The following is an 18,464-nucleotide window of genomic DNA, read 5'->3' as shown; positions in this document are numbered from 1 at the left end:
CGGCCATGCTGACGCAGAAGCTCATCAATGACGGCGACGCCGCGGTCGACGAGATGCTGGAGGGCGTTCTCGCCGCCCACGGCGACATCCTGCGCCGCCCCGAAGGGTCGCGCCGCGCGGTCGTCGCGACGGATGGCCCGCGCGAGGGGAAGGTGGGGCTCGTGATCGGAGGGGGTTCGGGGCACGAGCCCACCTTTCTCGGCTTCGTCGGTCGGGGTCTCGCGGATGCCTGCGCGATCGGCAACGTCTTCGCCTCGCCCCCGCCGCAGCCCGCCGTGGAGGCCGCGATGGCCGCGAACGGCGGTGCGGGCGTCCTGTTCATGTACGGCAACTATGCCGGCGACGTGATGAACTTCGACATGGCCTCCGAGATGCTGGAGATGGAGGGCATCGAGGCGCGCACCGTCCTGACCACGGACGACATCGCCTCCGCGCCGCGGGACCAGCGGGACCGTCGCCGGGGCGTGGCGGGCAACGTGTTCATCTTCAAGGCCGCAGGCGCGGCGGCGGACCTGATGAAGCCTCTGGACGAGGTCGAGCGGCTGGCGCGGCACGCCAACGCGCGCACCTTCACGATGGGTGTTGCGCTGTCCGCCTGCTCGCTGCCCCAGACGCGGCGGCCGAACTTCGACCTGCCTGCAGGCGAGATGGAGATCGGCATGGGCATCCACGGAGAGCCCGGGGTGCGCCGCGGTCCCCTGCGCCCAGCCGACGAGGTGGCCGACGAGATCATGGATGCGATCCTGGAGGAGATGGGGGCGTCGCGGGGCGACCGGGTGGCCGTGCTGGTCAACTCGCTCGGCTCCACACCTCTGATGGAACTCTACATCCTCTACCGGCGCGTGGCGGATCGCCTTGCCGATGCAGGGCTTGCGATCCACAAGGCCTTGGTCGGACCCTATTGCACCTCGCTCGAGATGGCGGGGGCGTCGATCACCGTCATGCATCTGGACGACGAGCTGCTGCCGCTCATCGACCATCCCTGTCGCTGCGCCATGTTCCGCGAGGGCTGATGACCACCGAGTTCTCCACATCCGATCTCGATCACCTCTTTGATGCCCTCGTGACGCGCATGGAAGCGGAACGGGATGCGCTCTGCCGGCTCGACGGGGTGATCGGCGACGCCGATCATGGCGTCGCCATGCTGCAGGGGATGAGCGCTGCCCGGGATGCCGTGCGGGCCACGAACGGAACGCTGCAGGACAAGCTCAATGCGGCGGCCAAGGGGTTCCTGAACGCGGTGGGCGCCTCCTCCGGTCCTCTCTATGCGACCGGCTTCATGCGCGCGGCCAAGGCGGCGGGCCCACGCCAAGCCATGCCGCGCAAGGACACACCCCTGCTGATCGCGGCCATGGCCGAAGGGATTGCCCATCGGGGCAAGGCGATGCCGGGCCAGAAGACGATGCTGGATGCGTGGGCTCCCGCAGCGGAGGCAGCGGGCGGAGACGGTCCGCTGACGGATCGTCTGGACCGCGTGGCCGCTGCTGCGAGGAAGGGGGCGGAGGCCACGGCTGGAATGGTGGCCAGCCTCGGGCGGGCCGCCCGGCTGGGTGAGCGCAGCCTCGGCCATCCCGATCCCGGCGCGGTTTCGGCCGCCATGATCGTGGAGGAAATGGCGAGGGCCTTCCGCGGCTGAGGGTCCTATTCCGGCAGCCGGCCCGAGCGGCGCATGGCGGCCAGCATCCTCTTCATGTCCGCAACGCGGATGCGCTGGATCTCGGGTCGCCGCATCGCGACCGCGGTGGAGAGGACGTCGAGCACGACCAGCGCTGCCAGCCGCGACACGGTCGGCGTGTGTCGTTCGGTGTTCTCCAGGGTCTCGATGACGAGACCGACATCGGCATGCCGAAGGAGGGGTGCCGAGTCGGTGCCCGTGATCGCGATGCAGGCGGCGCCGCGGCCACGGGCCAGGCGCAATGCGCGGACGACCTCCTGCGTCTCCCCCGTATGCGAGATCGCGACAGCCGCATCGCCGGGCTCGAGAAGGGCCGCCAGCATGACCATCTGGTGAGCATCCGTGGTAGCGCCGCAGGGCACGCCGAAGAGCGGAAACTTCTGCTGGGCATCGAGGGCGACGATCCCGCTCGCCCCCAGACCGAAGAACTCAATGCGACGGGCGCCGGCCAGAAGGTCGGTGGCGCGGCGCATCGCCTCTGCATCGAGCCGCCCGCGCGCCCAAGCCAAGCTGGCGAGGTTCACGTCGAACACTTTCTCGATGAGAGTCGGCAGATCGTCTCCCGGAACGACCACGCTGTGGGACGTGGCACGGGAAAAGGCGAGCGACCGGGCGAGCTTCACGCGCAGGTCGCGGAATCCTTCGCAGCCGATGGCCGCGCAGAGCCGGATCACCGTGGGTTCGCTGACTCCGGCGCGCTGCGCAAGACCCGCCAGTGTGAGGGTCAGCACCCCCTCCGGATCGGCCAGGATCGCCTCGGCGACGCGGCGTTCGGACGGTCGCAAGCCCGGAAGGCGCCGGATCAGGACTTCGAGTAGGCCGTTCTCGATCCCGCTGGCTTCCGCTGCCTCCATCGCCTCACCTCACGAGGCAGAGCGTCTCGCCGGGTTGTGGCACCACCACTGTCGGTGGTCCGGTCCCTGCGGCCAGTCTGACTTCGGCCGGATCGGCGCTGTTGAAGGCGAAAAGGCCCCAGTGATGCGGCACGAGGACCGCAGCGCCGAGGGCACGGGCAAGATGGACCGCCTCGGCCGGGTGGAAGTTCCCGGGCACGCCCATGGCGGCACGCCTCGCGTCGCGCCCGTTCACCGGGAGAAGGGCAATGTCGGCACGGCCGACGGCTTCGGGAAGGCCGTCGAACGGAACGCAATCTCCTGAATGCCACAGGCGCACGCCGCCTGCCTCGAGAGCGTAGCCAAGAAAGAGGTCCCGGCCTTGCCCATCCTGCTCGCGGCGTTCATGCGCGGCGGGCGTGACGTCGATCACGAGGCCGGGCAACGGTTCGACCCGGGCCCCGGCCAAGGCGCCGACGATACGGGCACCCGGTGCCCGCGCCCGTGCGAGATCCGCACAGGCCGCCGGTGCGACCACGACCAGCCCCGGAAACCGTGCGGCCAGCGGCCCCAGCGTGTCCGGATCGAGATGGTCCGTATGTGCATGGGTGACGAGGATCGCGTCCGGACGGGGCAGATCCGCCACCGCGATCGGAACCGGCATGAGCCGCCGGTGATCGGGCCCGCGATCGGCATATTTGGCGGCGAGGCTGTCGCTGAGATAGGGATCGATCAGGATGCGGTGACGCTCCGTCTGGATCCAGAATCCCGCCTGTCCGAGCCAGGCCAGCCCGGGCACACCCTCCTGGGGCCAGCCGGATCGCCGTTCAAGCCGCACGGCCCAGTTCCTCGAGCAGGTTGGCCACCGCGACGCTGGCGGCACGCCCCACCGACTCTACTGTCAGCCCGCCAAGATGCGGCGTCAGGATGGTCCGCGGATGCAGCAGAAGCGGGGCGAGCGGCGGCGGCTCGGTCGCGAAGGCGTCCACCGCATAGGCCCGCAGGCGCCCGTCCTGCAGGGACCGGAGCACGGCACCCTCGTCCACGAGTCCCGCACGGGCGGTGTTGACGAGGACAGCTCCCGGTTTCATCCGCGCGACCATCGCTGCAGTCATGAGCGGCTCGCCTGCGGGGGGACGGGGCACGTGGAGCGTGACCGCGTCAGCGGCGGCGACCGTCTCCTCCAGGGAGGTCCGTCGCAGGCGCGGATGACGGACCCGGTCCGGAGGCGCCAAGGGATCGTGCGCCAGCACGGACGCGCCGAGAGCGAGAACCATGTCGGCCAGCCGGCTTCCGACGGCACCCAGTCCGACGATGCCGATTGTTGCCGTTTCGATCTCGCGCCCAAGCGGCCTTGGCCACTGGCCCTGCCGTACCCCCTCATGGCACTCCACCATCTGGCGCAGCCCCGCAAGGATCAGAAGGAGCGCCAGTTCCGCCACACCGCGGGCATTGGCCGCCTCGGCGCGTCTGACCACGATTCCGCGTTCGGCCAGAGCGGCGAGCGGCAGGTTGTCGATCCCCGTTCCGTTGCGGCTGATGATGCGGAGCGCGTCGGCTGCTGCGATCACACCGGCGTCCACCGGCTCGATCCCGCAGAGCCAGCCGACACAGCCGGGGAGGGACCTCATCAGCTCGTCGCGCTGCGGCATCCGGCCGGGCGCGGGCCGCACAAGCCGGTATCCCGCTTCGCGCAGGGGCCGGAGAGCCGGATGGTCTCCCGCCGAAAGCGATCGCGGGGTGACGAGGATTGCGCCACGATCAGCCACGGGCGGAGGCCTCCGCCGCGATCGTGGCGATCCGATCCCATTCCGGACCTCGGGTCGGCAGGGCGAGCCCGAAGACCTCGGCGATGACCTGGGTCCAGCCGTGAAGGAAGTAGGTCCAGCCGTCCTCGACTCGCAGTCGTCGGCCGTCGGCCTGATCGCGTGCCTGATCAAGAAAGACGAGGGAGCCTCGGTAGTTGAGTTCCCAGACGAGCCCGGCCTGCGGAAACCGGGCCGCGGGCGAGAGCGGAGAGCCCGGCCGGTCCTTGCCGAGGCCGGTCGCGTTCACCACGAGGCTGCCGGGCGGCAGGCCCGCGAGCGCGGCATCGTTGTCGGCGGCCGTCCTGACGAGACGGGGTTCGACGGCCGGTCCCTCCGCACCAGCCCGGTGGTGGAGGGCGGCCAGATGGTCCAGCCGCTCCGCGGCCACGTCCGTCACGATGATCCGGGGCGGGCGATCGGACCGTCGCGCCAGAGCCAGGGAGATAGCCACCGCCGACCCTCCGGCGCCCAAGAGAAGGGCCTCTGCGCCAGTGCGGGCGAAATGGTCCGGGGGGACAAAGGCCTCCAGCGCGAGGGCGGACGAGATCGGGTCCTTGGCATGGGCCAGGAGGCGGCCGTCGCGCTTGCTGAGGCAGCTCGTCTCTCCCGTCAGGGCTGCAAACGGGTCCACGAAGTCGAACAGGTCGCGCGCCGCACGAAAGAGGTCGATCTTGTGGGTCGTGACCAGCGCGCCGCGCGACAGGGGATCGTCGCGGATGAAGGCCGTGGCCTCCCGGAGACGTTCGGGGGCAACGCCCGGAGGGAAGTCCATCCCCCGCAACTCGGCATCGAGCTGCCAGTGGCAGGCCCAGGCGGGAAACACCCGATTGATGGACGAGCCTGCCGTGCTCACCCCGACGAAGTGCAATGTCGGACGTGCGGCGGGGTGGAACATCAGCCGGGACCCCCGTCCTGCGGCGCATCGGCCGCCAGCCTGATCGCCTTGATCTCCTCGGCGCTGCGGCCTCTCCAGTGGCGGTTGGGCTCCGCGATCCAGCCGCCTGCTCCGTCATCCATGATGCGCAGCCTCATGCCGCCGGCCCGTTCGATGATCGCGTAATCCTGACCCGCATCGGCCGGATAGCAGAAGGTCATCACCAGACGGTCGGCCCCGGTATTGACGGACCGGTGAATCCAGAAAGGAGGAACCACCACTGTCACGCCGGGACTGATCGCAAGAACCCGCACATCGCCCTCGGGCGACTCGAGCAGCATGACCCCGGAGCCGCTTTCGCCGCGATAGGTTTCGGGCCGGTTTGGGATGGCATGGATGTGGCCGCGGGTAAGAAAGAACTCGCGGCCGATGCGCCCCGGTTCCATGGCAGTGGTGCCGATGATCAGTCCGCCATGCGCCACCGGGGGGCGCACCTCGTCCACCCGATACACCGTGCGTGCGCCGTCCCGACGGACCGCCTCGGCAAAGGCAGCTTCATCCGCGTAGAGACCCGCCAGATCCTTCAGGCGTTTGTCGTACCGCCCGGTGGCTCCGTGGAGCGTGCCCGTCTGCGGATCGAAGCGGTAGGCTGCCGGCTCCTCCATGCCACCCCCCCCCTGGCTGTAGCTAAACTACATATGCCCTGCAATCTGGCAAGACCATCACCATGATCCGGCCTCGCGACCGGCCGTCCACCCCGATGAGGCATCGGCAAACCGTCCGGTCCGATTCAGACTTCCTGATATCGGACTGCCAACGCCGGGGAGACGGTAGTTTTTCTACAGCGGGGACTTGATCGGGGGGTCTGCCTGTCGCATCGTGACGACCGGGAGGATCGGGATGAGCGCCGGGCTGTCGCAGGACCGCATCAAGCACGCCTTTCTGTGGCCGGCCTTTCTTCTGGTTCTGGCGATCTCCCTCTTTCCCCTCATCTACGCCCTGATTGTCAGCTTTCAGTCCGTCCGCCTCGTCCCGCCGCTGCCGCCACGGTTCGTCGGCTTCGACAACTACGCCGAGATCCTGCAATCGGCCCGGTTCTGGGGCTCGATGCGGGTGACGGCAACGATCACCCTTGCCTCGGTGGCCCTGCAATATGTCCTGGGTTTCGCGCTCGCGCTGGCCCTGCATCACAATGTGCCCGGAGCGTCGCTTTACCGGGTGACATTTCTTCTCCCGATGTTCCTGGCGCCTGTCGGGGTGGCCCTGATCGCGCGCATGATCTTCCACCCTTTCCTCGGGCCCGTGAACGACCTGTTCACCACCCTCGGGTTCGGACATGTGGAGTTCCTGACGCGGGCGGGTCCGGCCATTGCCGTGCTCGTGACCATCGAGGTCTGGCAGTGGACGCCCTTTGTGACGCTTCTGATGCTCGCCGGTCTCCAGAGCCTGCCGCATGAGGTGTTCGAGGCGGCGAAGGTGGACGATATCTCGCCCTGGCGCCGGTTCTGGGACATCACCTTCCCGATGCTTCTGCCGCTGTCGGTCGCGGTCGTGTTCATCAGGCTGGTGGAAGGCTTCAAGGTCATCGACACGGTGTTCGTGCTGACCGGAGGCGGGCCGGGCACGGCGACCGAGACGTTGACGCTCTTTGCCTACAACGAGGGGTTCAAGAAGTTCAACCTCGGCATGACCTCCGCGCTCAGCTTCACCTTCCTGTTCGTGGTGATCGTGTTCGGCACGATCTACCTGGCCTTGGCCCAGCGGCTTGTGCGGAGGGTGACGTGACCGAGGGAAGCGGCTTCCGGCGCGCAGGTCTGTTGCTTGCGTTCCTGTGGTTCGTCCTGTCGATCTTTCCGATCTATTTCGTGTTCGTCACCGCCTTCAAGCCGCCGCTCGCGGTGAGCCGGGGTCCCACCTACATCCCGTGGGTCGATTTCCAGCCCACCCTTCAGGCCTTCCGCGATGCCTTTGCCGGCCTCAGGGGCGATTTCCGGGGACCCGTGGTATCCTCCGTTCTGGTGTCGCTCACCGCCACCGCCCTGTCGGTGCTGCTGGGCACCATGGCGGCCTATGCCTTGGTCCGGTTCACCTTCCGGATCAGGCTGCTGGCAGGGCTGCTGTTCGCAGTGATCGCGATCGGAGGGTTCGTGTTGCTCAACGGGATCTGGGGGATGCGGGTGCCCTACGCGCTCGCGCTGGTCCTAGTGGTCGCGCTCGCGGTGTCGGTCTGGGCCAACAGCCTTCGCCTTCCGGGGCCCGTTCTCGGCAACAACGACGTGACCTTCTGGTTCGTCTCGCAGCGCATCTTCCCGCCCATCGTGTCGGCCTTCGCCCTGTTCCTCCTCTACAGCGAAATCGGGCGGATCGGACCGCGCCTCCTGGACAGCTTCCCCGGTCTCGTGCTCGCCTATACCGCCTTCGGGCTGCCCTTTGCCGTCTGGCTGATGCGCGATTTCCTCTCCTCGGTGCCGGTCGAGGTCGAGGAAGCGGCGCTCGTGGACGACATCGGCCGCTTCCGCATCTTCTTCGGAATCGTCCTGCCGATGGCGGTTCCGGGACTCATCGCCACGTCCATGATCGTGCTGGCCTTCATCTGGAACGAGTTCCTGTTCGCCCTTCTGCTGACCACGGGGCGCTGGCAGACGCTGCCGGTGCTGCTTGCCGGGCAGCAGTCGAGCCGGGGGGACGAGTGGTGGGCCATCTCGGTCGCGGCGCTGATCTCTATCGCGCCCATGGTCGTGGTCGCCACCATCCTCGGCCGCATGATGCGGTCGGGGCTTCTGTCCGGGTCCATCAAGTGACCCAATCAACCGGGAGGATGACGATGAACCGACTGACGATCCCGGCGGCCGCGCTCGCTGCGCTGGCCGCCGCTCCGGCCCTGGCCTGCGAGCCGGACTTCACCGGCGTGACGCTCACGGTCTCCACCCAGAACGGGCCCGCCATCGCCTCGGCGCTTCAGGCCGCCGGACGCTCCTGGAGCGAGCGGACCTGCGGGACGGTCAACGTGGTCGAGTTCCCCTTCGGCGAGCTTTACCCCAAGTTCCTGACGGCCATGTCCCAGCAGACGGGCGACTTCGACGTGATCGGCTTCGTGCCCGCCTGGCTGCCCGACTTCGCCCCATTCCTTGCCACGGCTCCCGAGACCTTCACGCAGGGCGAGGACTGGGAAGACATCCACCCCGTCTATCGCGAACGGCTGATGGTCTGGGAGGGCGAGGTCAAGTCCGTCACCATGGACGGCGACATGCACATGCTCAACCTGCGGGCCGACCTGCTGGAGGACCCCGAGGAGCAGGCCGCCTTCGAGGAGCGCTACGGCTATCCGCTCGCGGCGCCGACCACCTGGGCCGAGTATCGCGACCATGCCGAATTCTTCACTCGCCCCGACGAGGGGCTCTACGGCACGGCCGAGGCCTACCGGCGGGGCGGCCAGCAGTTCTGGTACTTCTTCAGCCGCGCAGCGAGCTACACCAACCACCCCGACAATCCCGGCTCCATGTTCTTCGACCCCGAGACGATGGACGCCCAGATCAACAATCCCGGCTGGCTGCGCGCGCTGGAGGAGTACAAGGCTGCGCTCGAGTTCAACCCGCCCGGTGCGCTCAACAACGGCTCGGGCGACGTGCGCCCGCTCTATGCCGGCGGCACGGTGGCGATGAACATCGACTGGGCCGATTCCGGCGTGCTGCGTGCGACCGAGGGCGGACCGGAGGCCGAAGGAACCGTGCGGACGGCCATGCTGCCCGGCTCGACCGAGATCTGGAACCATGTGACCGGCGAATGGGACTCGTTCGACGAGGTGATCCACTCGCCCTTCCTGGCCTTCGGGGGCTGGCAGCTCGGCGTGCCCGCGGACAGCCGCAACCAGGAGGCCGCCTGGGACTTCGTGGCCGAGGTCGTCTCGCCCGAAGTGTCCTCGGCGGCGCTCGTGACGGCGAATTCCGGCGTCAACCCATACCGCTTCTCCCACTATGCGGACACGCAGAACTGGTCGGCCATCTTCACCGAGGAGGAGGCGGCCTCCTATCTCGGCGCCCAGCGCGCCTCGCTCGATGCGCCCAACGTCGCGCTCGACCTGCGCCTTCCGGGCTTCTTCTCCTACACGGAGGTCCTGGAGATCGAACTCTCCAAGGCGCTCGCGGGCGAGGTGGAGCCGCAGGCTGCCCTTGATGCCATCGCGGCCGAGTGGAACCGCCTGACCGACGAGTTCGGGCGCGACTCGCAGCTGGCGGCCTATCGCGCCTCCGTGGGCCTCGACCCGATCGAGTGAGCCCGCCCGCTCCCGGCCTTCGGGCCGGGAGCCCTTCCGCCTCGAAAGGAGACCCGATGCCGCACGTGGAAATGGAAGGCGTCACCAAGGCCTTCGGGGCCGTGACCGTCATTCCGCCGCTCGACCTGATGATCGACAAGGGCGAGTTCCTCGTGCTGGTCGGCCCTTCGGGCTGCGGCAAGACGACGACGCTGCGGATGCTCGCGGGGCTCGAGGAGGTGTCGGGTGGCACGATCCGCATCGGCGGCCGGGACGTGACCCATCTGCGACCCGGAGCGCGTGACTGTGCGATGGTGTTCCAGAACTACGCGCTCTATCCGCACATGACCGTGCGCGAGAACATCGGCTATGCCATGCGCGTTCACGGAACGCCGCGCGCGACCATTGCCGAACGGGTGGAGGAGGCGTCGCGGCTCCTCGGGCTCGAGCCCTATCTCGACCGCAAGCCGCGCATGCTGTCGGGCGGCCAGCGCCAGCGCGTGGCCATCGGGCGGGCGCTGGTCCGCCATCCCGAAGTGTTCCTGTTCGACGAGCCGCTGTCGAACCTCGACGCCAAGCTGCGCGTGGAGATGCGCACGGAGATCAAGCTGCTCCAGCGTCGCCTCGGGACCACAGCCGTCTATGTCACCCACGACCAGGTGGAAGCCATGACGATGGCCGATCGGGTCGTGGTCATGCGTGCGGGCGTGATCGAGCAGGCGGCCGACCCCATCACCCTCTACGAGAAACCCGCCAACCGCTTCGTGGCGAACTTCATCGGCTCGCCCGCGATGAACTTCCTGTCGGCCCGGCTGGCCGATGGCTCGGTCGTGACGGACGGACAGGTCCTGCCGCTCGCGCCCGAGGATGCGGCGCGGCTGGGGCCTCGCGAGAGCATCGTGTTCGGCATCCGCCCCGAGCATATGCGCAGCTCCGAACATCAGGCCAGTCTCACCTTCGGGGCAGAGGCGGTGGAGCCGCTCGGCCCCCACACGCTGGTCCTGGGCCGACTGGGAGGCGAGAGGGTGACCGCCCAGGTGGACCCGCGCTTTCCGGTTGCGGCGGGGCAGCCCTGCACCGTGCCTGTGGACATGACGCAGGCGCATTTCTTCGACCCCGACACGGGTCTGCGCCTCTGACCATGCGGGATCTGGCGCTGGCTGTGGATGTGGGCACGGGCAGCGTCCGGGTCGCCCTTGTCGATCGGACGGGCCGCCTGCTCGCTATCCGCCATCGTGAACATGACCAGATCGTTCCGCGCCACGGCTGGTCGGAGCAGCGTCCGGCGGATTGGTGGGAGGGGGCGGTCGAGGCGATCCGGGCGGTCCTGTCGGAAGTCGAGGGGGCAGCGAATCGCGTCGCCGCACTCTGCGCCTGCGGGCAGATGCATGGCTCGGTCCTGGTGGATGCGGACGGGCGCCTCACGCGCGAGACTGCGCTTCTGTGGAACGACAAGCGCACGCAACCGCAGGTGGAGGCGTTCGCCGCCCGTGCGGACGTTCGGGCAACGCTCGATCGGACTGCCAACTGGCCTGCTCCGGCTTGGCCCGCCTTCAAGCTCTTGTGGTTGATGGAGAACGATCCCGACGCCGTGGAGCGGGCGAGCCACCTGCTGATGCCCAAGGACTGGATCAACTTCCGCCTCACAGGGCAGCGCGCGCAGGACCGGACCGAGGGCTCGATGTCGTTCCTGATGGATTGGCGGACCCGCGGCTGGTCGGCATCCCTGGGTGAGATGACGGGCGTGCCGATGCGCCTGCTGCCGGCCCTGCGGGACCCTGCCGATGTGCTGGGCGCCCTCACGCCGGAGGCGGCGCATACTCTCGGTCTCCCTGCGGGACTCCCCGTTGCGGTCGGAGCGGGAGACTACCCGGCCTCGCTTCTCGGCTCGGGGGTCACGGCGCCGGGGCTTGCCTCGGATGTGACCGGCACCTCCACCATCCTGACGATCCTCCATGACGAGCCAGTCCTCGCCGAAGGGCTGTCCAACGTCCTTGCGCCCACGGGACACTGGGGCAGCCTGACGCTGCTCGATGCGGGCGGGGATGCCGTGCGCTGGGCGCGGCGTGCGTTTCACGACAACCGACGATCCTACGCGGAACTGGCCGAGGCGGCCGAGCGCGCCGAGGCGGGGGCAGGGGGCCTTCTCTTCCTGCCCTTCCTGTCGGGCGAGCGCTTCGGACGCCACCCGAATTCCCGCGCGCAGTTCTTCGGACTGACCGCGGCACACGGTCTGGCCGACCTCCATCGCGCGGTGCTCGAGGGCGTGGCCTTTTCGGTCCGCCACCGGCTCGAGGCGGCTCAGGGCGGCCACGGCCGGCCCGAGCGCGTGGTGGCAGCAGGCGGCGGGGCGCGGCACGCGCTGTGGCTGCGGATCAAGGCCTCCGTCTACCGCGTCCCCTTCGTGCTGCCCGAGGAGCCGGAATGCGGCGTCGTCGGGGCGGCCGCGCTCGCCTTCGCCGCCCATGACGGAGAGGCGCCGGCCGCGCTCGCCGCGCGCATGGTCCGCTGGAGCGGGGAGATCGCGCCGGACCCGCACTGGGCCGAACTCTACGACCGGATGATGCCGCTCTGGGCGGACCTCTACACCGCCGTGCAGCCCTTCTACGACCGGCTCGACGCGCTCACGCGGTGAGGCCCTCCGGCTCGGGCAGATTGTGGAGCCGGGCGCAGGCCACAACGGTGTTGGCGAGCAGGCAGGCGATGGTCATGGGACCGACGCCGCCCGGTACCGGGGTGATCGCCCCTGCCACAGCCGCGGCCGAGTCGTAATGGACATCCCCCACCAGACGCTCCTTTCCCTCGCCCGGCAGGCGGTTGATGCCCACGTCGATCACCGTGGCGCCCGGCCTGATCCAGTCGCCCCGCACCATCTCGGGCCGGCCGACGGCGGCCACCACGATGTCGGCCCGCCGCGTTACCGCCGGCAGGTCACGCGTGCGGCTGTGGGCGATCGTGACGGTGCAGTTCTCCCGGAGGAGAAGCTGGGCCATCGGCTTGCCGACGATGTTGGAGCGTCCGATCACGACAGCCTCCATCCCCGACAGGTCGCGGTGCAGGTCGCGCAGCAGCAGCAGACAGCCCAGCGGCGTGCAGGGGATCATCGCCTTCTGGCCGGTCCCGAGCAGCCCCACATTGGAGATGTGGAACCCGTCCACGTCCTTGCGCGGATCGATGCTGTTGATGACGAGGTCGCTGTCGAGATGACGCGGCAGGGGAAGCTGCACGAGGATGCCGTGGACCGCCTCATCCCCGTTCAGCCGGCGAATCAGCGCCAGGAGATCCGCCTCGGACGTGTCGGCGGGCAGCCGGTGCTCGAAGCTCTCCATCCCAGCCTCGAGGCACTGGCGGTGCTTGGAGCGCACATAGACCTGACTGGCGGGATCTTCGCCGACGAGGATCACGGCGAGGCCCGGCGTCACGCCGGCTGCCCGGAGGTCGTGCACGGCCCCTGTGACGCGCTCGCGCAGCCGCGCTGCAAAGGCCTTGCCGTCGATCACCCGCGCCCGGTCCGACCCGTCCGCCATCCCTATCGCTCCTCGCTGGTAGATTCGGGCCATTCGGGCCCGAGAACTCCTTCCTCCCGGGCAATGGACCAGTCGATGAGCCGCCGCCACAGCTTCTCGATCAGGTCCGGGGGCAGACCGTGGACGGCGGCCTCGGCCCGGACATTGGCCACCACCTCCTCCACCCGCGACGGGATGCGCGCGGGCAGACGCATGGGTCCCTTGATGGCGGCCGCGCGGTCGATATAGGCCGTCCGCTCCGCAAAGAGGCGCACGAGTTCCCGATCCACCCGGTCGATCTCCGCCCGGATATGGGCCATCGTCTCGCACGCCTCCGGCGGTCTTGCCACATCGTCCCCCATGTCCTGCAAGCGACCGGGGGCGCCAAGCCCCGGTCCATCGGTCAGAACAATCCTTCGATCCGGCCCTGGTCGTCCAGCCGGATCACCTCCGCCGACGGGGTACGAGGCAGGCCTGGCATCGTCATGATCTCGCCGCAGATCGCCACCACGAAGCCCGCTCCGGCCGCCAGCCGCACCTCCCGCACGGGGACTGTGTGCCCGGTCGGTGCGCCGCGCAGGTTCGGGTCGGTGGAGAAGGAGTACTGCGTCTTGGCCATGCAGATGGGCAGGTGGCCGTGCCCCGCCGCCTCCCATGCCTTCAGTTGGTCGCGCACCGACTTGTCGGCGATCACCTCGTCGGCATGGTAGATCCGCTTGGCGATGGTCTCGATCTTGGCGAAGAGCGGCATGTCGTCCGGATAGAGGGGCGCGAAGGAGGTCGGACCCTCGGCCAGCTCCACCACCTTGCGCGCCAGATCCTCGATCCCCGCCGAGCCTTCGGCCCAGTGGCGGCACAGGATCGCCTCGGCCCCCTGCTGGGCGACGTAGTCCTTGACGGCCGAGATTTCCGCCTCGGTGTCCGAGAAGAAGTGGTTGATGGCGACCACGACCGGCACCCCGAAGCCCTTCACGTTGGCGATGTGCCGCCCGAGATTGGGGCAGCCCTTGCGCACGGCTTCCACGTTCTCCACGCCGAGATCGGCCTTGAGCACGCCGCCGTTCATCTTCATCGCCCGCACGGTGGCGACGATCACAGCGGCGGCGGGCTTCAGCCCGGCCTTGCGGCACTTGATGTCGAAGAACTTCTCCGCACCCAGGTCGGCGCCGAACCCGGCCTCGGTCACGACATAATCCGCCAGCTTCAGGGCGGTGGTCGTGGCGATCACGCTGTTGCAGCCATGTGCGATGTTGGCAAAGGGACCGCCGTGGACGAAGGCGGGGTTGTTCTCCAGCGTCTGGACGAGGTTGGGCTGCATCGCGTCCTTGAGCAGCACCGTCATCGCCCCGTCGGCCTTGAGGTCGCGGCACAGGATCGGCTGCTTGTCCCGCGTGTAGGCCACCACGATGCGACCCAGCCGTTCCTGCAGATCGGCGAGATCGCGGGCAAGACAGAGGATCGCCATGACCTCCGACGCCACGGTGATGTCGAAGCCGGTCTGCCGCGCGAACCCGTTGGCGACGCCGCCGAGGCCCACGACCACGTCGCGCAGGGCGCGGTCGTTCATGTCCATCACGCGCCGCCAAGCGATGCGCCGTTCGTCGATGCCCAGCGCGTTGCCCCAGTAGATGTGGTTGTCGATCATCGCGGCCAGCAGGTTGTGCGCGGCCGTGATCGCATGGAAGTCTCCCGTGAAATGGAGGTTCATGTCCTCCATTGGGACGACCTGCGCCATGCCGCCGCCGGCCGCGCCGCCCTTCATGCCGAAGTTCGGCCCGAGCGACGCCTCGCGGATGCAGACCACGGCCTTCTTGCCGATCCGGTTCAGCCCGTCGCCCAGACCCACGGTGGTCGTCGTCTTGCCCTCGCCCGCTGGCGTCGGGTTGATGGCCGTCACGAGAATAAGCTTGCCGTCCGGGCGGTCGCCGAGCGAGGCGATGAAGTCCTGGCTCACCTTCGCCTTGTCGTGCCCGTAGGGCAGCAGCCCCTCGGTCGGGATGCCGAGCTTCTCGCCGATCTCCAGGATAGGCTTCTTCTTGGCTTCGCGCGCGATCTCGATATCGGTCTTCATGGCTCCCCTCCGCGTCGCGCCTTGCGTAGCGGAGGCCGGACACGCCCGGAACGGCGATTGCGACAGGTTTCGGCCGCATTTCGGCCTCGCCTGCGGAAACTCCTGACGCAGATCGGAACCTTCCGCTCAGGTCGTCGCCGCGTCCGGCTGCCAGCCACGCCGAGCTGGGACGAACAGGCGCAGCGCTCCGCCGAGATAGTCCGGGCCGGCTCATGACAGGGCAGGTTCTCGATGTCCGCGATCAATGTGCAGCCTTCCTCGGCCTGAAGGTGCGAGGACGGGGGCAGATGCGTGGAGTCCGGGATGCCCGAGACGGCGACCGAGGCGCCGAGCCAGGCATGGTCCATGGCCGCAGGCCAGAGGACACGGGCTACTGCCGGCATCTCCTCCTCGGAGACGACCGAGAGCTGGCGGACGTCGCGGATCGGCGTGTTGCGCGGGTGGAGGTCACGCACCCGCGTGCAGGCGGAGCGCCTCTCGCCCGTGTGGATCTCGGTGGCGAAGCCGGCGAAGATGAGCGGCATTTCGGCCACCGGCTCGCCGTGGATGATGAGGTCGTCGCCAACGGGCTGGGTGACCCGCCCCAGCCAGACGATGGTGCCGCGATGGGGGGGCCGACGAGGGCGGGCATGGCGTCTCCTGCGTTGTGGCCTTCCTGCCCTCCCCTGTCGCCTCCCCGCAAGTCGGCGCAATCGCATCGCAGTGCCACGAGGAACAGACAGCGGTAGCGATAGAGGATCGTCCCGTCCGCCTCGGCCGGATAGGCGACGGACAGAGCGGCGTCGTAGGCTACAAGGAACTGGCGCCTCTCCCCTTCGCTCATCCACGGGAAACAGGACTGCAGCTCGGTGGCCTGCGTGATGGCGCGCACGGGGCGCCCTTCGCGACGGGCATGAGGGGATGGAGATACTCGGTCTCCCAGACCTCGACCTGCGCCATCGGCGCGAGCAGGCGGCGATAGGCGGCGGGCGGGGCCACCGGGTCGGACTGGTCATCCGGGAAGCGCTCGGGATCGAGGCGGAAGGTGATTTCGCGAATGAGACGGTGCGAGGGAGCTGCGAACTGGCGCGGAATCTGCACGGCGAGCAGTCCACCCGGGGCCAGCAGTTCGACCAGTCCGGGAAGAAGGCTGTTGTGCCGCTCCGTGTCGGGGATCCCGTTGCCACAGAAGATGAGCGCGTTGGACCGCTCCTGGCTCCAGCGGAAGTCGCCGTACCGCCAGATCTCGTCGTAGCCCCATGCCGCTTCCATCTTCCTCAGGGAGGAGTCCACGCCGATCAGGCGCCGGCCGGGGAAGCGGGCGCGCAGGGCCGGAACCATGGCGCTCTCGCCACAGAACAGGTCCACGACCGCACCTTCCGGCGGCGCACCCAGCAGGCGCAGAAGGTCGAGGCCCGGCCTGACTCACAGTTCGCGGAGACGGCGCGTAGGCGACCGGATCCCAGTCAGGGGCGCCGTGGGCCATGCATCAGGCAGAGGGTTCGGGCTCCATCTCCTCGTCGCGGCGGCGGCGGGGTCGGGGCGTCTTGGGGATTGCGGTGATCGAGGCGCCGCCCGAGGGGGGGGGCGGCGCCGCGTCCTCTCCGCGATGGAGCGGCTCGCCGGCGATGACGCGCGTGATCTCGGACCCCGTGAGGGTCTCGTACTCGAGAAGGCCCTGCGCCAGGCGCTCGAGGTCATCCCGCTTCTCGGTCAGGATCCGCTTGGCCGTCTCGTAGCCTTCGTCGATGATCCGCTTGACCTCTGCGTCGATCAGCTTCTGCGTCTCGGCGGAATGGTTCACGGCGCCCTGATAGGCCCCGAGAAAACTCTGCTGCTCGTTGGCGTAATCGACATAGCCGAGCTTCTCGGACATGCCGAACTGCGTCACCATCGCACGTGCGATGCGGGTGGCCTGCTGGATGTCGCTCGTGGCGCCGGATGTCACCTGCTCAGGCCCGAAGACCAGTTCCTCGGCGACACGACCCCCCATGGCCATCGCGATCTTGGACTTGTACTTGGTGTAGGTCACCGAGAGCTGGTCGCGTTCGGGCAGCGACAGCACAAGGCCAAGGGCCCGGCCGCGCGGAATGATGGTCGCCTTGTGGATCGGGTCGTGCTGGGGCACGTTGAGACCCACGATCGCGTGGCCGGCCTCGTGATAGGCGGTCAGGCGCTTCTCCTCCTCGGACATGACCATGGAACGGCGCTCCGCGCCCATCATGACCTTGTCCTTGGCGCTCTCGAAATCGACCATGGTGACGAAACGCCGCCCCACCCGGGCCGCCATCAGAGCCGCCTCGTTGACGAGGTTGGCTAGGTCGGCGCCCGAGAAGCCGGGGGTGCCGCGGGCGATGATGCGCAGGTCCACGTCCGGGCCGAGCGGCACCTTGCGGGCGTGCACGCCAAGGATCTTCTCGCGGCCCTTGATGTCGGGGTTGGGCACCTGAACCTGCCGGTCGAAGCGGCCTGGGCGCAGGAGGGCGGGGTCCAGCACATCGGGGCGGTTGGTGGCCGCGACGATGATGATGCCCTCGTTGGCCTCGAAGCCGTCCATTTCGACCAGAAGCTGGTTCAGCGTCTGTTCGCGCTCGTCGTTGCCGCCGCCATAGCCTACCCCGCGCGAGCGGCCCACGGCGTCGATTTCGTCGATGAAGACGATGCAGGGAGCGTTCTTCTTGGCCTGCTCGAACATGTCGCGCACGCGGGAGGCGCCCACGCCCACGAACATTTCCACGAAGTCGGAGCCCGAGATGGTGAAGAACGGCACGCCCGCCTCGCCCGCGATGGCGCGAGCGAGCAGCGTCTTGCCGGTGCCGGGGGGGCCGACGAGCAGCGCGCCCTTGGGGATCTTGCCGCCGAGGCGCGAGAACTTCTGCGGGTTGCGCAGGAACTCGACGATCTCCTCCAGCTCCTCCTTGGCCTCGTCGATGCCCGCCACGTCGTCGAAGGTGACGCGGCCATGCCGTTCCGTCAGCAGCTTGGCGCGGGACTTGCCGAAGCCCATCGCGCCCCCGCGCCCGCCGCCCTGCATCCGGTTCATGAAGTAGATCCAGACGCCGATGAGAAGCAGGAAGGGCAGAAGCGACAGGATGAACGCGGTGAACCCCGATTGCTGCTGCGAACGGGCCGAGACGGGCACGTTGTTCTGGAGCAGGAGGTTGGTCACCTCGGCATCCGGTGGGAGGATGGTCACGTAGTCGCGTCCGTCCACGCTGCGGAAGCGCACTTCCTCGCCGTCGATCGTGGCCTGTGCGACCTGGCCCGACTGAACCGCGGCCACAAAGTCTGAATAGGACCGCGCGTTGGAGGCCGTGTTCGCCTGACCCCCGGAGAACAGGTTGAACAGGGCCAGGACCAGAAGAAACAGGACGACCCAGAAGGCGATGTTGCGCGCGTTGCCCAAAACAGCGGACTCCCCCAAGCGCGGACGGCCTGCCCGCGGCGATGGGCCAAAGATAAGGGT

General features: G+C 68.6%; 18 protein-coding genes. 7 read left to right on the top strand and 11 right to left on the bottom strand.

What is annotated here, in order from left to right:
• Nucleotides 1-5: 5 nt before the first annotated feature.
• Both GT358_RS05905 and dhaL read left to right on the top strand, forming a co-directional pair.
• Nucleotides 6-1,013 carry a dihydroxyacetone kinase subunit DhaK gene (locus tag GT358_RS05905; RefSeq protein WP_166581676.1) on the top strand — a complete coding sequence of 336 codons (1,008 nt, stop codon included), beginning with the start codon at nucleotides 6-8 and terminating at the stop codon, nucleotides 1,011-1,013.
• Nucleotides 1,013-1,636, top strand: a complete 624-nt coding sequence (gene dhaL / locus GT358_RS05900) for a dihydroxyacetone kinase subunit DhaL (protein WP_166581675.1) — start codon at nucleotides 1,013-1,015, stop codon at nucleotides 1,634-1,636. The genes GT358_RS05905 and dhaL overlap by 1 nt, the downstream gene beginning before the upstream one ends.
• 5 nt (nucleotides 1,637-1,641) lie before the next feature.
• On the opposite strand, the gene GT358_RS05895 is transcribed toward dhaL, so the two are convergent.
• The 5 genes from GT358_RS05895 to GT358_RS05875 all read right to left on the bottom strand — a co-directional run bounded on the left by GT358_RS05895 (nucleotide 1,642) and on the right by GT358_RS05875 (nucleotide 5,855).
• Nucleotides 1,642-2,529, bottom strand: coding sequence for a MurR/RpiR family transcriptional regulator (locus GT358_RS05895; RefSeq protein ID WP_166581674.1), 888 nt, complete (start codon nucleotides 2,527-2,529; stop codon nucleotides 1,642-1,644).
• A 4-nt stretch (nucleotides 2,530-2,533) separates the two neighbouring features.
• Nucleotides 2,534-3,307, bottom strand: coding sequence for an MBL fold metallo-hydrolase (locus GT358_RS05890; protein ID WP_371416230.1), 774 nt, complete (start codon nucleotides 3,305-3,307; stop codon nucleotides 2,534-2,536).
• Nucleotides 3,308-3,335: 28 nt separating this feature from the next.
• Nucleotides 3,336-4,160, bottom strand: coding sequence for an NAD(P)-dependent oxidoreductase (locus tag GT358_RS05885; RefSeq protein WP_256371800.1), 825 nt, complete (start codon nucleotides 4,158-4,160; stop codon nucleotides 3,336-3,338).
• A 109-nt stretch (nucleotides 4,161-4,269) separates the two neighbouring features.
• Nucleotides 4,270-5,211 (bottom strand): shikimate dehydrogenase, encoded by a 942-nt coding sequence (locus GT358_RS05880; protein WP_166581672.1) that lies wholly within the window; start codon nucleotides 5,209-5,211, stop codon nucleotides 4,270-4,272.
• Complete coding sequence (locus tag GT358_RS05875) at nucleotides 5,211-5,855, bottom strand: glucose-6-phosphate isomerase family protein (RefSeq protein ID WP_166581671.1); 645 nt, start codon at nucleotides 5,853-5,855, stop codon at nucleotides 5,211-5,213. Before GT358_RS05875 ends, GT358_RS05880 begins: the two co-directional genes overlap by 1 nt.
• Before the next feature lie 235 nt (nucleotides 5,856-6,090).
• Here GT358_RS05875 and GT358_RS05870 point away from each other — a divergent pair, with 235 nt between their 5' ends.
• The 5 genes from GT358_RS05870 to GT358_RS05850 are packed head-to-tail and all read left to right on the top strand — an operon-like array spanning nucleotide 6,091 to nucleotide 12,077.
• On the top strand, nucleotides 6,091-6,975 hold the full coding sequence (locus tag GT358_RS05870; protein ID WP_166581670.1) for a carbohydrate ABC transporter permease: 885 nt from the start codon (nucleotides 6,091-6,093) through the stop codon (nucleotides 6,973-6,975).
• On the top strand, nucleotides 6,972-7,991 hold the full coding sequence (locus GT358_RS05865; RefSeq protein ID WP_166581669.1) for a carbohydrate ABC transporter permease: 1,020 nt from the start codon (nucleotides 6,972-6,974) through the stop codon (nucleotides 7,989-7,991). The genes GT358_RS05870 and GT358_RS05865 overlap by 4 nt, the downstream gene beginning before the upstream one ends.
• 23 nt (nucleotides 7,992-8,014) lie before the next feature.
• Nucleotides 8,015-9,463 (top strand): extracellular solute-binding protein, encoded by a 1,449-nt coding sequence (locus GT358_RS05860; protein ID WP_166581668.1) that lies wholly within the window; start codon nucleotides 8,015-8,017, stop codon nucleotides 9,461-9,463.
• 56 nt (nucleotides 9,464-9,519) lie between these two features.
• The gene (locus GT358_RS05855; protein WP_166581667.1) at nucleotides 9,520-10,581 is read left to right on the top strand and encodes an ABC transporter ATP-binding protein; all 1,062 of its coding nucleotides are present in this window, start codon (nucleotides 9,520-9,522) and stop codon (nucleotides 10,579-10,581) included.
• Between the two features lie 2 nt (nucleotides 10,582-10,583).
• Nucleotides 10,584-12,077, top strand: coding sequence for an FGGY-family carbohydrate kinase (locus GT358_RS05850; protein ID WP_166581666.1), 1,494 nt, complete (start codon nucleotides 10,584-10,586; stop codon nucleotides 12,075-12,077).
• Here GT358_RS05850 and folD read toward each other — a convergent pair.
• The 6 genes from folD to ftsH all read right to left on the bottom strand — a co-directional run bounded on the left by folD (nucleotide 12,067) and on the right by ftsH (nucleotide 18,404).
• Nucleotides 12,067-12,969, bottom strand: a complete 903-nt coding sequence (gene folD / locus GT358_RS05845) for a bifunctional methylenetetrahydrofolate dehydrogenase/methenyltetrahydrofolate cyclohydrolase FolD (RefSeq protein WP_166581665.1) — start codon at nucleotides 12,967-12,969, stop codon at nucleotides 12,067-12,069. The genes GT358_RS05850 and folD overlap by 11 nt on opposite strands.
• A 2-nt stretch (nucleotides 12,970-12,971) precedes the next feature.
• The gene (locus GT358_RS05840) at nucleotides 12,972-13,268 is read right to left on the bottom strand and encodes a chorismate mutase (RefSeq protein WP_166581664.1); all 297 of its coding nucleotides are present in this window, start codon (nucleotides 13,266-13,268) and stop codon (nucleotides 12,972-12,974) included.
• Nucleotides 13,269-13,351: 83 nt separating this feature from the next.
• A complete protein-coding gene (locus GT358_RS05835; RefSeq protein WP_166581663.1) occupies nucleotides 13,352-15,019 on the bottom strand; it encodes a formate--tetrahydrofolate ligase in 1,668 nt (555 codons plus the stop codon).
• Complete coding sequence (locus GT358_RS05830; RefSeq protein ID WP_166581662.1) at nucleotides 15,016-15,543, bottom strand: MOSC domain-containing protein; 528 nt, start codon at nucleotides 15,541-15,543, stop codon at nucleotides 15,016-15,018. Before GT358_RS05830 ends, GT358_RS05835 begins: the two co-directional genes overlap by 4 nt.
• A gap of 295 nt (nucleotides 15,544-15,838) precedes the next feature.
• Nucleotides 15,839-16,366 carry a hypothetical protein gene (locus tag GT358_RS05825; protein ID WP_166581661.1) on the bottom strand — a complete coding sequence of 176 codons (528 nt, stop codon included), beginning with the start codon at nucleotides 16,364-16,366 and terminating at the stop codon, nucleotides 15,839-15,841.
• 121 nt (nucleotides 16,367-16,487) lie between these two features.
• A complete protein-coding gene (gene ftsH, locus GT358_RS05820) occupies nucleotides 16,488-18,404 on the bottom strand; it encodes an ATP-dependent zinc metalloprotease FtsH (protein WP_166581660.1) in 1,917 nt (638 codons plus the stop codon).
• Between the last annotated feature and the right edge of the window lie 60 nt (nucleotides 18,405-18,464).

The organism is Rubellimicrobium sp. CFH 75288 (assembly GCF_009904055.1).
Lineage (GTDB): Bacteria > Pseudomonadota > Alphaproteobacteria > Rhodobacterales > Rhodobacteraceae > Rubellimicrobium.
Note: the sequence above shows the minus strand (reverse complement) of the source record. Positions and strands in the feature narration are given on the sequence as shown.

Excerpts from the sequence above, each read along its gene's own strand:
- GT358_RS05905 (WP_166581676.1), top strand. The coding sequence starts at position 6 with ATGCTGACGCAGAAGCTCATCAATGACGGCGACGCCGCGGTCGACGAG.
- dhaL (WP_166581675.1), top strand. The coding sequence starts at position 1,013 with ATGACCACCGAGTTCTCCACATCCGATCTCGATCACCTCTTTGATGCC.
- GT358_RS05895 (WP_166581674.1), bottom strand. The coding sequence starts at position 2,529 with ATGGAGGCAGCGGAAGCCAGCGGGATCGAGAACGGCCTACTCGAAGTC.
- GT358_RS05885 (WP_256371800.1), bottom strand. The coding sequence starts at position 4,160 with ATGCCGCAGCGCGACGAGCTGATGAGGTCCCTCCCCGGCTGTGTCGGC.
- GT358_RS05880 (WP_166581672.1), bottom strand. The coding sequence starts at position 5,211 with ATGTTCCACCCCGCCGCACGTCCGACATTGCACTTCGTCGGGGTGAGC.
- GT358_RS05875 (WP_166581671.1), bottom strand. The coding sequence starts at position 5,855 with ATGGAGGAGCCGGCAGCCTACCGCTTCGATCCGCAGACGGGCACGCTC.
- GT358_RS05870 (WP_166581670.1), top strand. The coding sequence starts at position 6,091 with ATGAGCGCCGGGCTGTCGCAGGACCGCATCAAGCACGCCTTTCTGTGG.
- GT358_RS05860 (WP_166581668.1), top strand. The coding sequence starts at position 8,015 with ATGAACCGACTGACGATCCCGGCGGCCGCGCTCGCTGCGCTGGCCGCC.
- GT358_RS05855 (WP_166581667.1), top strand. The coding sequence starts at position 9,520 with ATGCCGCACGTGGAAATGGAAGGCGTCACCAAGGCCTTCGGGGCCGTG.
- GT358_RS05850 (WP_166581666.1), top strand. The coding sequence starts at position 10,584 with ATGCGGGATCTGGCGCTGGCTGTGGATGTGGGCACGGGCAGCGTCCGG.
- folD (WP_166581665.1), bottom strand. The coding sequence starts at position 12,969 with ATGGCGGACGGGTCGGACCGGGCGCGGGTGATCGACGGCAAGGCCTTT.
- GT358_RS05840 (WP_166581664.1), bottom strand. The coding sequence starts at position 13,268 with ATGGCCCATATCCGGGCGGAGATCGACCGGGTGGATCGGGAACTCGTG.
- GT358_RS05835 (WP_166581663.1), bottom strand. The coding sequence starts at position 15,019 with ATGAAGACCGATATCGAGATCGCGCGCGAAGCCAAGAAGAAGCCTATC.
- GT358_RS05830 (WP_166581662.1), bottom strand. The coding sequence starts at position 15,543 with ATGCCGCTCATCTTCGCCGGCTTCGCCACCGAGATCCACACGGGCGAG.